Raw genomic sequence first — 12,214 nt, forward strand, 5'->3', positions numbered from 1 at the left:
AACGCGTTTTGCGCACTTGTCGCTGCCCGGGGCACCGGGAATTCCACGACAAGTGCGCAAAACGCGAGGGGGGTGGGGGCTCAGTCCGCGTCGCCGACGGTGACGGCGACGGCCTCCTCGACGCTGTGCGGTTCCGGATCGTGCTCGTCGACGTGGGCGAGGATCTTGCGGCCCGTGGCGAGCACGAGGATGCCGGCGACGGTGCACGCCGCGCCCACCCAGAACGGCAGGTGGACGTTGTGCTCGCCGAGCTTGCCCGCGACGTACGGGGCGGCGGCACCGCCGACGAACCGGACGAAGCTGTAGGCGGCCGACGCCGTCGAACGCTCGACCGGCGCCGAGATCATCACCGTCTCGGTGATGAGCGTGTTGTTGACGCCGAGGAACAGCCCCGCGAGGACGACGCACACGATGAGCACGGGCTTGGACTCGGTGAACAGCGCCATCGCGCCCAGGTCGAGCGCGAACAGCGTCAGCGCCGCGATCATCATCGGCAGCGTGCCGAAGCGGCGCTGCAGGCGCGGGGCGAGGAACACCGAGGCGATCGCCAGCATCAGGCCCCAGCCGAAGAAGATGAAACCGATCGAGTACGTGCCCATGTCGAGCGGGAACGGGGTGTACGCGAGCAGCGTGAAGAAGCCGTAGTTGTACAGCAGCGCCGTGATCGCGACGGTCAGCAGACCGCGGTGGCGCAGCGCCTGGAACGGGGCGGCCAGCGACGTGCGGTGCTGCGGCTTCGGGGCCTTCGGCAGCATCACCATGATGAGGATGAACGCGATCGCCATGAGGGTCGCGACGCCGAAGAACGGTGCGCGCCAGCTGATGTTGCCGAGCACGCCGCCGACGAGCGGGCCGACGGCGATGCCGATGCCGAGTGCCGCCTCGTACAGGATGATCGCCTGGGCGACACCACCGCTGGCGGCGCCGACGATCGCGGCCAGCGCGGTCGCGATGAACAGCGCGTTGCCCAGGCCCCAGCCGGCGCGGAAGCCGACGATCTGGTCGATCGTGTCCGACGCGCCGGCGGCTGCGGCGAACACCACGATGATCGCCAGGCCCCACAGCAGCGTCTTCTTCGCGCCGATGCGGCTGGAGATCATGCCCGTGAACAGCATCGCCACGCCTGTGACCAGCATGTAGCTGGTGAACAGCAGCGACACCTGGGACGGGCTGGCGTCGAGCTGCTCGGCGATCGGCTTGAGGATCGGATCGACGAGTCCGATGCCCATGAACGCGATGACGCTGGCGAAGGCTACGGCCCACACCGCTTTCGGTTGTTGCAGGATGCTCGGCTTGCTCGCGGCCGGTGCGGTCGTGGTGCTCACGTATCCCTCCCTGGAGGTGTCGTGTCGGTCAGTTGTCGGTGACGGCGGTCCGGATGATCGCCCGGAGTTCGCCGAGTCCCTCCGCGAGCAGAGCGATCTGCTCGGGTGCGAGGTGCGTGAAGAGCGGTGTCAGGACGTCGGCGAGGTTGCGTCGGCCCTCGGCGAGCCAGTCCCGGCCCGTGTCGGTGATGCCGACGAGGACGGCGCGACTGTCGTCGGGGTCCTGTTCCCGCGAGACGAGGCCTTCCTGGCCCAGCTTCTTCAGCAGTGCCGTCGCCGACGGCTGCGACGAGCTGTCGAGCCGGGCGAACGTACTGATCCGAAGCGGACCCTGTTCCTCGAGCAGCGACAGAGCCCGCATCCACGACCGGGGGCGGTCGTCGATGGCGAGCGTCGAGGCGAGGCGAGTGAAGCGGTGGGCGTTGCTCACCAGGTCGACGAGCAGATCGCGGAACTGGGGATCGGTCGAACTCACGGAAGATAATAATTACATAAGCTAACTATCTATGTAAACCCCCGCTTTGCGCACTTGTCGCGACGAAACGGTCGGTTCCGGACGCGCCAAGTGCGCAAAACGCGGGGAGGGGAGGGCGGCGGCGGTACGGTCGTGCCGAATCGGACACCGGCAACGCGGCCGGGCCGAATCGGACACGAGGGAGTGGGCATGGCATTCGCGAGCGGCAAGAAGTGGGGACTCGAGCACGCGGTGTTCGTCGGTGCGACGGCGGCGACGATCTACGGTGCGGTCACCGGACGTGAGCGGGTCCAGCAGGTCGCGAAGCCGCTCATCGCGCCGGCGCTCGCGACCCGGGTGCTCCGCCGCCGCGACGACCTCGACACCGCGGACACCACGCTGCTCGTCGCCGGCCTCGCGGCCGCGACCGTCGGTGACGTGTTCATGATCGACCCCGACATCGACAGCCGGCTGAAGCGTGGCGCGACCTCGTTCGGCGTCATGCAGGTGACGTACTCGTCGCTCCTCGTCCGCCGCGGTGCGCGGCCCCGCCTCGCGGCCGCCCTGCCGCGCCTGGGTGCGTGGGCGGGGGCGTCGGGCCTGCTGAACGCCAAGGCGCCGACGGTCGCGAAGACGCTGACCGGATACGGCGCGCTGCTCGGCACCACCGCGACGCTCGCGGCCGACCCCGCGCTCGCACCGGGGGCGGCCGACGTCGCCGGACTGCCGATGCCGAACCGTCGCGACCGGCGCAGCTGGCTCGGCCTCGGCGGGCTGCTGTTCTCCGGGTCCGACGGGACGATCGTGGTGCGCAAGCTGTTCCTGCGTGGCGAGAAGTCGCGTGCCGTGGCGGAGGGGGCCATCCTGGCGTCGTATGCCGCCGCGCAGTTGCTGCTGGTCGAGGGCATGATCGCCCTCGGCGGCGGGAAGGCGCGGAACGGCTAGGGGTAGATCAGGATTCGGTCGCGGTTGTGCGGGTCGACGCGGATGGAGATGGTCTCACCGGCGACGAACCGCGACCGATTCTCCGGTAGCACCTCGTACAGGACCCGGCCGGAGTACGACTCCGACCCCGGCACCGTGAGCGCGAGGTCGAGTTCGGTGAGTTCGCCGTTGTCGACCGTGCGCCGGATCGGCTGGGCGCGACGGATCTTCGCCCACCCCTCGATGCCGTGCTTGGCGAGTTTGCGTTCGGCGTGGGTGGGGCGGTCGGCCCACATCATGCCCAGTCCGAGTGCGGATCCGTAGGCCGCGAGCAGTCCGCCGATCTGGTACGGGATCGTGCCCTCGGGGGTGTGTTCGATGAGCCATCCGAGCCAGATCGACAGGACGATGACGTAGCTGACGGTGATGAAGCAGACGGTGCGAACGATGCATGGGTGGTTCATGGCCTTCTTCTCGTGACGCCACCCAGCCTAGTCGTCCAGGGGCGTCGCGGCCGACGTGGCCGCGGAGTATCCGGGCTGCGCGACGATCGCCGGCGCGAGCCATCGTCGCAGGTAGCGGCGTAGTTCGTCGTCGGTGCGCTGCGGGCTGCCGGGGGAGACGAAGAACGACTGCATCGTCCGCAGCAGGTGCTCGACGAGTTCGCTCAGCGCCGCGTCGTCGTAGCCGTGCCGCTCCCAGTCGACGTCGAAACGTCGGATCATGGTCATGCCGAAGGCCTGCGCCTCCTCCGACGTGATCCCGTCGGTGTGCGACGGCGTACCCAGCATGATGCCCAGGTGCGGGGTGCGGCGGACGTCGTCGAGCGTGTAGACGACGCCCTCGACCAGGGCGTCCGCGGGGTCGTCGAGGCCCTGCACGTGTCGGGTCAGGCGGTCGAGGAACGCGCCGACCGACGCGATCGCGGACGCCCGCATGAGCGCGTCGGCGCTGGGGAAGTAGCGGTACACCGTCTGCCGGATCACTCCCAGGGATTCCGCGACGTCCGCGATGCTGACCGCCGATCCGGTGCGGGCGATCGTCTCGACCGCGGCGGCGACGATCCGCCGCGCGGCCTCTTCGTCGTCGACCGGCGGCTTGCCGCCCCATCCCCGTCTGCGTGCCACGGGCGGACCGTACCAGCAGCGCGACCGGTTCCCGCGCAGGTGGCGGCGATTTCGCCGAAAGCAATCATACAAACGAAATGTCGATCGTATGATTGCCGCGATCGTGGCCCCGGCCTGCGCGGACGGGCCCGCACCGACGACGAACGAGGTAGTGCGCATGACGGATCTCAAGCCCCGGAAGATGGACTTCGGGTTCGACGACGGGGACGTCCCGTTCCTGTGGAACCCCGACAACCCGGCCTGGTCGAGCATGTCGAACGCGGTGTCGTTCCTGGCCATCGGCTTCGAGAAGATGATCGTGAAGCTGATCCTGCAGGCCAAGCCCCTCATCACCGACCCCGAGGTCGCGGAGGAGGCGGTCGCGTTCATGCGGCAGGAGGGTCACCACTCGACCGCGCACCGCCAGCACGTGAACGGGCTGATCCGCAGCTACCCGGGCCTGCAGAACACGCTCGACGCGGTGATCGGCGAGTTCGACCTGCTGACCGAGCGCACCTCGATCGACTACCGGCTCGCGTACACCGCCGACCTCGAGGCCACGTTCACCCCGGTCTTCAAGCTCATGCTCGACAACGAGGCGACGCTGTTCGCGCCCGGCGACGACCGGGTCGCCTCCCTGTTCCTCTGGCACTTCGTCGAGGAGGTCGAGCACCGCAGCTCCGCGCTGGTCATCTACAACGCCGTCGTCGGCAACGAGCTGTACCGGATGCGGATGGCGCCGTCGGTCTTCGCGCACGTGCTGAAGTCGATCCGGATCGCGTGCGCCGGCTTCAACCAGCACGTCCCGCTGTCCGAGCGGAAGGTCGACTCGCTGTCGATGTTCGCCCGGCACCGGGCCAAGCAGCGGGTGCTCACCGCGTTCGCCCCGTACCTGACCAAGGGGCCGATGCCGCGTGCCTTCGACGGTCTCCCGATCGGCGAGCAGCTCACCGCGCTGCGCGGCGCCGTCCGCAGCCAGATGCCCGGACACAACCCGACCCACGAGAAGCTGCCGGTCCTCGCCGGTGACTGGTTCGCCCGCTACGACGCCGGCTACGACTGCACCCGCTGGTACACGGCCGAGCCGGTGTCGTCGGGGGTGAACTGATGTCGGACCTGTGCCCACCCACCTTCGAGGACCTCGCCACCCGGCTCGGATTCTCGTGCGAGGAGGCCGGCGGATTCTTCGAACTGCGTAGCCCGACGGCGCTGGAGAACTGGACCCTGCCGGTCCTCGAGCTCACCATCGTGCTCGGCTCGGTGCTCGCCCTCGTGTACGCGATCCTGCGGCTGCGCCGGCACGGCGACCCCACCAACCTCGTGCTGTGGTTCGGCGCCACCGCGTTCCTGTTCGTGATCGAACCGCCCATCTACTTCCCGGCCACGTTCGGCACCGAGGAGTATCTGGGCACGATGTTCGCGCACAACGTGTTCACGGTCGAATTCCTGTGGGGCAGACTGCCGCTGTACATCATCGCGATCTATCCGCTGATGGCGACGCTGGCGTTCGAGATCGTCCGGATGCTCGGCGTGTTCCGGCGCTACGGGGTGTTCCTCGGCGCGGTGTGCGTCGGCTTCGTCCACCACGCGTTCTACGAGATCTTCGATCAGCTCGGGCCGCAGTTGCGGTGGTGGGAGTGGACGCTCGACAACAAGGTTAACCTGCCGTTCTTCGACTCGGTGCCGCTGCCGAGCGTGGTGGTGTTCGCCGCGCTGTGGCCGATGTCGCTGGCGCTGTGCGTCCAGTTCTTCGTCGGGCGCCACGTGGACGGGGGTCGCCACTTCTCCGGGCTCGGATTGGTCTGGCGCACCGTCGTGGTCGGGCTCGTGGCGTCGGTCGGCGTGTTCGTGCTGCCGCTCCCGGCGACGGTCTTCGGCATGGGCAGCGACACGGCCCGCGGCTTCCTCTACGCGGCGGAACTCGTCGCCGTCACGGTGGTCGCGATTCCGCTCCTGGTCAAACAGTGGTCCCGGCTGCGTGCGGGGACGTCCGACGTCCCGGCCTACTCCGACGACTTCGTCCGCGTCTACAGCGTCGTGTACCTCGTGGTGATGGGTGTGCTGTGGGTGAGCGCGCTGCCCGCCTTCTTCGCCGCCGTCGACGGGGTCACCGACAACGGCGATCCCATCGGCAACCTCTGGTACACGATCGCGTGCTTCGCGGTCGCGATCCTGTCGGTGGCCGCCACCTTCACGGTGCCACGGGCCCCGGCGGACGGACCCGACCCGGTCGCCGGGGAGCACGCGGTGACGAACCCGGCCTGACGCCGGGACCGTGCGGTGCCGGCCCCGTGCCCGGGCCGGCACCGCCGTTCGCCTCGAATGCCCCCGGCGGGAGCGACCGGGGCCTAGCCTGACCGGCATGGCGCTGACACCCGGATCCACTGTGTTCATCACCGGTGCGGCCGCGGGGATCGGCCGGGCAACCGCGCTGGCCTTCGCCGCCCGCGGCTGTGTCGTCGGTGCCTACGACGTGGACGACGAAGGCCTCGCGTCGCTGCGCGAGGAGATCGTCGCCCGCGGCGGGCGGGCGCGGACGGGCCTGCTCGACGTCACCGACCTCGACGGCTGGCGCGCGCGGCTGGCGGAGTTCACCACCGACGGCCGTCTCGACGTCCTGGTCAACAACGCCGGGGTGCTGTCGTCGGGCCCCTTCGAGGACATCCCGGTCGACGCCCACCGGCGGATGCTCGACATCAACGTGGGCGGCACGATCAACGGGTTGCTCGCCGCGTTCCCCTATCTGAAGCGGACGCCGGGGGCGCAGGTGGTGAACCTGGGATCGGCGTCGGCGATCTACGGTCAGCCCGAACTCGCCACGTACGGCGCCACCAAGTTCGCGGTGCGCGGACTCACCGAGGCGCTCGACCTCGAGTGGAGCGCGCACGACATCCGGGTGATCGACATGTGGCCGCTGTTCGTGCGCACCGGGATGGTCCGGGGGATGTCGACGGGCAGCACCCGCTCGCTCGGCGTCCGGCTCACCGCGCAGGACGTGGCGGACGCGATCGTCGCCGCGACCGGGCACCGGGGCCGCATCCCGAAGGTGCACTTCGCCGTGGGCGTGCAGGCCCGGGTGCTCGCGGCGGCGGGCGTCACCCCGGCGTGGCTCGCCAGGGCCACGAACCGGCTGCTCAGCCGCGGCGGGAGAACGCGGTCCGGGGAGGCGACTAGAGTTCAGCGTCGACCTGTCGCCGTGTGAAGTGTGGAGGAATGGGCTGTGGCTCCGGGACCGATGCGGGGGTCGACGCTGTGATCGACCCGAAGATGCATGCGCCGACCCGGGACGACGCGGCCGACGTGGCCCACGCGGACGCCGTCGACGCCCCCGGCCCCACCGAATGGGGCGAGCACCCGTACGGCGTCGGACCGTGGGTCGACGAACACGGCACGCCGCCGCCCGACGACCCCCGCTACGACCCGCAGCTGCTGGCGGAGGGGGACCGTCGCAACGTCGTCGACGCGTACCGCTACTGGACGCGGGAGGCGATCGTCGCCGACATCGACGGCCGACGGCACCCGCTGCACGTCGCGATCGAGAACTTCGGCCACGACTCCAACATCGGCACGGTCGTGCGGACCGCGAACGCCTTCGCGGCGGCCGCGGTGCACATCGTGGGTCGTCGTCGCTGGAACCGCCGCGGCGCCATGGTCACCGACCGCTACCAGCACCTGGTCCACCACGCCGATCTCGACGAGCTCGCGGCGTTCGCGCGCGACAACGCGCTGACGGTCGTCGCCGTCGACAACACGCCGGGATCGGTCCCGATCGAGACGGTGGAGCTGCCGCGCGACTGCCTCCTGCTGTTCGGGCAGGAGGGGCCCGGCGTCACCGAGCAGGGGCACGCGGTCGCGTCGATGACGGTGTCGATCGCCCAGTTCGGGTCCACCCGCAGCATCAACGCCGGTGTCGCGGCGGGCATCGCGATGCACGCCTGGGTGCGGCAACACGCCGATCTCGGCCGCGCCTGGTAGCGGAAGACTCGGCACCCAGGCAAGATCGGTAGGCATGCAGCGCGAATGGTCTGCCCGAGCGGATGCCGCCGAGAACGCGGTGATCACTCGGCACATTCGTCGCGTCTGGGGGACGCCCGGCACTGCCCTGGCAGTTGTCGCCTGGCCCGCGGTGCGGCGGGAACGGGTGTTCGTCAACTGGCACTACTGGTGGCAGGCGAATCTCATCAACTGCACCGTGGACGCCGCGGAACGCAATCCCACCGCGAAACGTCGCCGCCGGCTCGTGAAACTCATTCGCGGCCACCGGTTCCGCAACATCTCGGGCTGGACCAACAACTACTACGACGACATGGCGTGGCTCGGGATGGCGCTCGAGCGGGCCCAGCGGATGCAGCTGATCGGGAACCGGAAGGCCCTCGCGGCCCTCGAGGCCCAACTGTTCGACGCGTGGTCGCCGGACGCCGGCGGCGGCATCCCGTGGCGCAAGCACTCCGACTTCTACAACACCCCGGCGAACGGTCCGGCGGGCGTCGTGCTGGCACGGATCGGGCGGTTGTGGCGCGCACAGGCCATGGCGGATTGGATCGACGACACCCTCCGTGACCCGGAGACCGGCCTGATCTTCGACGGCATCCGGCGGGACGGGACCATCGAGCGCAACATCTATTCGTACTGCCAGGGCGTCGTGCTCGCGCTCGAGACGGAACTCGCGGTCCGGATGGGTGAGGATCGGCACCGCCTGCGGGTGCATCGTCTCGTCGACGCCGTCGACGAGCGGCTCGCGAAGGGCGGCGTCATCCGCGGCGGTGGCGGCGGCGACGGGGGATTGTTCAACGGCCTGCTCGCCCGACACCTCGCGCTCGTCGCGTTGATGCTGCCCGGCGACGCCCCGGAGGACGTGCGGGCGCGGCGGATCGCGGCGCAACTGGTGCTCGGTTCGGCCGAAGCGGCGTGGGAGAACCGGCTGCAGGTGGAGGAGCTTCCGCTGTTCGGGCGGGACTGGAGCCTGCCCGCGCAGCTGCCCGGACTGGGCGGGGAGATCGCGACCGTCTCGGGCGGGTCGGTGCGTCCGTCCGAGATCGCCGAGCGGGACCTGTCGGTCCAGCTCAGCGGCTGGCTGCTGATGGAGTCGGCCTACCTGGTGTCGGCGGCGGGCTACCCGAAACGTCGGTGACCGGCGGTCAGTGGGCGATCTCGTCGACGAGGACGTCCTGCGCCGGCTTCGACATCTCGCGGCGATAGCTGCGCAGGCCCAGCGCGGTACCGACCACCAGCGCCGCCACCATCACCCCCAGCACGACGGGCATCAGCCACGGCACCCGCTCGAGCAGCGAGCCGCAGTAGAAGCCGACGAGCAGCAGGACGGGGGCCCACCCGACGGCCCCGATGGTGCTCGCGATCGTGAACCGGCGGTGGTCCATGTCGGCGGCACCGGCGACCATCGGGCACAGCGTGCGGACCCACGGAATCCAGCGCGCCACCAGGACCGCCCAGAATCCGTGCCGATCGAGCAGCACGTTGACCTTGTGGAGGTTCTTCGTGTTGACGTACTTGCCGTTGCGGCGCGCGACGAGGTGGTGGCCGCTGCGCTTACCGATCGCGTAACCGACCTGGTTGCCGGCGACGGCCGCCCCGATCGCGCCCGCGGACAGCGCCCACGTGTGTCCGGCACCGGACTCGTGGGTCGCCATCACGATCCCCGCGGTGACGAGCATCGAGTCGCCCGGCAGGAACAGTCCGACGATGAACGCGCACTCGAGGAAGACGAAGGCGAGCACGACCAGCCACACGAGCGCGGGACCGGCGGACTCGAGCGGGCCGAAGGTTCCGGCCGCGAGGGTCATCGTCAAGCGGTCGGATCGTTCGGTGTGGTGACGCGTTCGGCGTTGTCGGCGACCGGGGTCCCGCCCGACTTACGCGAGGCGAGGTACCGCTTGCCGACCTCGACGACGATCGGGATCACCGACACCAGGACGATGAGGATGAAGATCAGGTCGATGTTGTCGGCGATGAACTGGATCTGGCCGAGGAAATAGCCGAGCAGGGTCACGCCGGCGCCCCACACGATGCCGCCGATGACGTTGTAGGTGATGAAGACGGAGTACTTCATCTTCGACGCGCCCGCGACCAGCGGCGCGTACGTGCGCACGATCGGAACGAAGCGGGCCAGGAAGATCGTGATGGGGCCGTGCTTCGCGAAGAACGCCTGTGATTCGTCGATGTAGCTCTTCTTGAACAGCTTGGCGTCGTCGGACTTGAACAGGGCCGCCCCGCCCTTCGTGCCGATGAGGTATCCCACCTGGTCGCCGAGGACGGCGGCGATCGGGATGGTCACCATCAGCACCCAGAGCGGGGCGAACGGCTCGACCTCAGCGGACTTGGACGCGGCGATCAAACCGGCGGTGAACAGCAGCGAATCGCCCGGCAGGAGCGGGAACAGCAGGCCCGATTCGATGAAGACGACTACGAGGAGGCCGATCAGCATCCACGCGCCGAACGAGTTCAAGAGATTGACCGGATCGAGGAATCCCGGCAGCAATGCCAGATTTGCGGTCACGGACTCCGAGGCTGCCAGCACATTCACGCGCACCAGAGTACCGGCGGCCGCTGAGAGGTTGCTGAGCCGCGGAGCGCGGCGAGCCGATACCAGGGGAGGCGGTGGCGCGTCCGGGTTGCCATACTGCATAGACAACCGGCGCGCCGTCACAGTCGGCCGCGCCCCCGAACCCGTCACATGGAGGACAGCCGCCGTGCCTATCGCAACTCCCGAGGTCTACGCCGAGATGCTCGGTCGGGCCAAGGAGCACTCCTTCGCCTTCCCCGCCATCAACTGCACCTCGTCCGAGACCATCAACGCGGCCATCAAGGGCTTCGCGGACGCCGGCAGCGACGGCATCATCCAGTTCTCGACCGGTGGCGCGGAGTTCGGTTCGGGCCTGGGCGTCAAGGACATGGTGACCGGTGCGGTCGCGCTCGCGGAGTTCGCGCACGTCGTCGCCGCCAAGTACGACGTCACGATCGCGCTGCACACCGACCACTGCCCCAAGGACAAGCTGGACACCTTCGTCCGCCCGCTGCTCGCGATCTCGCAGGAGCGCGTGAACGCCGGCCAGAACCCGCTGTTCCAGTCGCACATGTGGGACGGCTCGGCCGTGCCGATCGACGAGAACCTCGCCATCGCGCAGGAACTGCTGAAGCTGTCGAAGGCCGCCAACATCATCCTCGAGGTCGAGATCGGCGTCGTCGGCGGTGAAGAGGACGGCGTCGAGGCCGAGATCAACGACAAGCTGTACACGTCGCGCGAGGACTTCGAGAAGACCGTCGACGCGCTCGGTGTCGGCGAGAACGGCAAGTACCTGCTGGCCGCGACGTTCGGCAACGTCCACGGCGTCTACAAGCCGGGCAACGTCGTCCTCAAGCCCGAGGTGCTGGCCGAGGGCCAGGCCGCGGCCATCGCCAAGCTGGGTCTGGCGGAGGGCTCCAAGCCGTTCGACTTCGTCTTCCACGGCGGCTCGGGCTCGCTGAAGTCGGAGATCGAGGACTCGCTGCGCTACGGCGTCGTCAAGATGAACGTCGACACCGACACGCAGTACGCGTTCTCGCGTCCGATCGCCGGCCACTTCTTCACCAACTACGACGGCGTCCTGAAGGTCGACGGCGAGGTCGGCAACAAGAAGGTCTACGACCCGCGCAGCTACCTCAAGAAGGCCGAGGCCGGCATGACCGCTCGCGTCATCGAGGCCTGCAACGACCTCAAGTCCGCGGGCCGCTCGGTCTCCGCCGGCTAGTCGAGGCCGCCGAGGGTCTCCCTCGCCCTCATCCACGTTTTGCGCACTTGCCGCTGCTTCTCCCGGTCGGGGGACGGCGGTAAGTGCGCAAAACGCGTTTCGGGGGCTAGTCGGGGCTGCACACCTTCCAGTCGCCGTCGATGCGCGACAGGTCGAACGTGCGCGGCGAGACGTCCGACGGGTTCGCCTGCGTGTGCGCGGTGACCTGGACGATCGCCGAGTCCCCGTCGACCTGGATCGAGTCGATGTTCGTGACGACGGGGACGCCGCCGTTGGTCACGGCGTCGCGGTGCACGTCGGCGAACTCGGCGGGCGGGATGTCGCGGTAGAAGTCGGCGAGGGTTCCGCACGTCGACGACTGCAGTGTCGCCAGGTCGCCCGACTCCAGGGCCGACACGAACGTGTCGACGGTGTCGCGTACCTGCGACTCGGTGGCGTTCTCCGCGCCGCCCCGGGCGATGACGAATCCGGCCACACCGAGCGCCGCGAGGACACCGACCACCGCGATGGTCGACGCGACCACCCAGCCACGCTTGCCGCCGCGCCGACCACCGGATGCGGGGGCGGGGACGGCCGGTGCGATGCGCTGCGGACCGGCGCCGGTCGGCGCGGGGTGGGGCTGGCTGTCGTCGATGTCGGGCACGTGACGCCTCTCGGTGC

Annotated in this window: 14 protein-coding genes; 7 read left to right on the forward strand and 7 right to left on the reverse strand. The window is 69.3% G+C overall.

Annotated elements, in window-relative coordinates; genetic code table 11:
- Positions 1–80 precede the first annotated feature (80 nt).
- The gene (locus EGT67_RS06995) at positions 81–1,325 is read right to left on the reverse strand and encodes an MFS transporter (protein ID WP_127915354.1); all 1,245 of its coding nucleotides are present in this window, start codon (positions 1,323–1,325) and stop codon (positions 81–83) included.
- Between the two features lie 28 nt (positions 1,326–1,353).
- The gene (locus EGT67_RS07000; protein WP_127915355.1) at positions 1,354–1,800 is read right to left on the reverse strand and encodes a MarR family winged helix-turn-helix transcriptional regulator; all 447 of its coding nucleotides are present in this window, start codon (positions 1,798–1,800) and stop codon (positions 1,354–1,356) included.
- A 189-nt stretch (positions 1,801–1,989) separates the two neighbouring features.
- Between EGT67_RS07000 and EGT67_RS07005 the strand changes: the two genes are divergently transcribed.
- Complete coding sequence (locus tag EGT67_RS07005; protein WP_127915356.1) at positions 1,990–2,724, forward strand: lysoplasmalogenase family protein; 735 nt, start codon at positions 1,990–1,992, stop codon at positions 2,722–2,724.
- On the opposite strand, the gene EGT67_RS07010 is transcribed toward EGT67_RS07005, so the two are convergent.
- Positions 2,721–3,167 (reverse strand): hypothetical protein, encoded by a 447-nt coding sequence (locus tag EGT67_RS07010; RefSeq protein WP_127915357.1) that lies wholly within the window; start codon positions 3,165–3,167, stop codon positions 2,721–2,723. The genes EGT67_RS07005 and EGT67_RS07010 overlap by 4 nt on opposite strands.
- Before the next feature lie 27 nt (positions 3,168–3,194).
- Positions 3,195–3,830, reverse strand: coding sequence for a TetR/AcrR family transcriptional regulator (locus EGT67_RS07015; RefSeq protein WP_127915358.1), 636 nt, complete (start codon positions 3,828–3,830; stop codon positions 3,195–3,197).
- 157 nt (positions 3,831–3,987) lie between these two features.
- On the opposite strand from EGT67_RS07015, the gene EGT67_RS07020 reads away from it, so the two are divergent.
- The 5 genes from EGT67_RS07020 to EGT67_RS07040 all read left to right on the forward strand — a co-directional run bounded on the left by EGT67_RS07020 (position 3,988) and on the right by EGT67_RS07040 (position 8,940).
- A complete protein-coding gene (locus tag EGT67_RS07020) occupies positions 3,988–4,917 on the forward strand; it encodes a metal-dependent hydrolase (RefSeq protein ID WP_127915359.1) in 930 nt (309 codons plus the stop codon).
- Positions 4,917–6,074 (forward strand): hypothetical protein, encoded by a 1,158-nt coding sequence (locus EGT67_RS07025; protein ID WP_127915360.1) that lies wholly within the window; start codon positions 4,917–4,919, stop codon positions 6,072–6,074. Before EGT67_RS07020 ends, EGT67_RS07025 begins: the two co-directional genes overlap by 1 nt.
- 97 nt (positions 6,075–6,171) lie before the next feature.
- The gene (locus EGT67_RS07030) at positions 6,172–7,011 is read left to right on the forward strand and encodes an SDR family oxidoreductase (RefSeq protein WP_127915361.1); all 840 of its coding nucleotides are present in this window, start codon (positions 6,172–6,174) and stop codon (positions 7,009–7,011) included.
- A gap of 65 nt (positions 7,012–7,076) precedes the next feature.
- Entirely contained in the window at positions 7,077–7,784 is a 708-nt protein-coding gene (locus EGT67_RS07035) for a TrmH family RNA methyltransferase (RefSeq protein ID WP_127915695.1), read from the forward strand.
- A 34-nt stretch (positions 7,785–7,818) separates the two neighbouring features.
- Complete coding sequence (locus EGT67_RS07040; RefSeq protein WP_127915362.1) at positions 7,819–8,940, forward strand: glycoside hydrolase family 76 protein; 1,122 nt, start codon at positions 7,819–7,821, stop codon at positions 8,938–8,940.
- A gap of 7 nt (positions 8,941–8,947) precedes the next feature.
- On the opposite strand, the gene EGT67_RS07045 is transcribed toward EGT67_RS07040, so the two are convergent.
- Together EGT67_RS07045 and EGT67_RS07050 are read right to left on the reverse strand one after the other, a co-directional pair.
- Positions 8,948–9,610, reverse strand: a complete 663-nt coding sequence (locus EGT67_RS07045; RefSeq protein WP_127915696.1) for a DedA family protein — start codon at positions 9,608–9,610, stop codon at positions 8,948–8,950.
- A 2-nt stretch (positions 9,611–9,612) separates the two neighbouring features.
- Positions 9,613–10,350: a VTT domain-containing protein gene (locus tag EGT67_RS07050; protein WP_241565929.1), complete on the reverse strand. Its 738-nt coding sequence runs from the start codon at positions 10,348–10,350 to the stop codon at positions 9,613–9,615.
- A 166-nt stretch (positions 10,351–10,516) separates the two neighbouring features.
- On the opposite strand from EGT67_RS07050, the gene fbaA reads away from it, so the two are divergent.
- Positions 10,517–11,554 (forward strand): class II fructose-bisphosphate aldolase, encoded by a 1,038-nt coding sequence (gene fbaA, locus EGT67_RS07055; protein WP_127915363.1) that lies wholly within the window; start codon positions 10,517–10,519, stop codon positions 11,552–11,554.
- A 106-nt stretch (positions 11,555–11,660) separates the two neighbouring features.
- On the opposite strand, the gene EGT67_RS07060 is transcribed toward fbaA, so the two are convergent.
- Positions 11,661–12,197 carry an Rv0361 family membrane protein gene (locus EGT67_RS07060; RefSeq protein ID WP_127915364.1) on the reverse strand — a complete coding sequence of 179 codons (537 nt, stop codon included), beginning with the start codon at positions 12,195–12,197 and terminating at the stop codon, positions 11,661–11,663.
- Positions 12,198–12,214 lie beyond the last annotated feature (17 nt).

The organism is Prescottella agglutinans, from assembly GCF_004011865.1.
GTDB lineage: Bacteria > Actinomycetota > Actinomycetes > Mycobacteriales > Mycobacteriaceae > Prescottella > Prescottella agglutinans.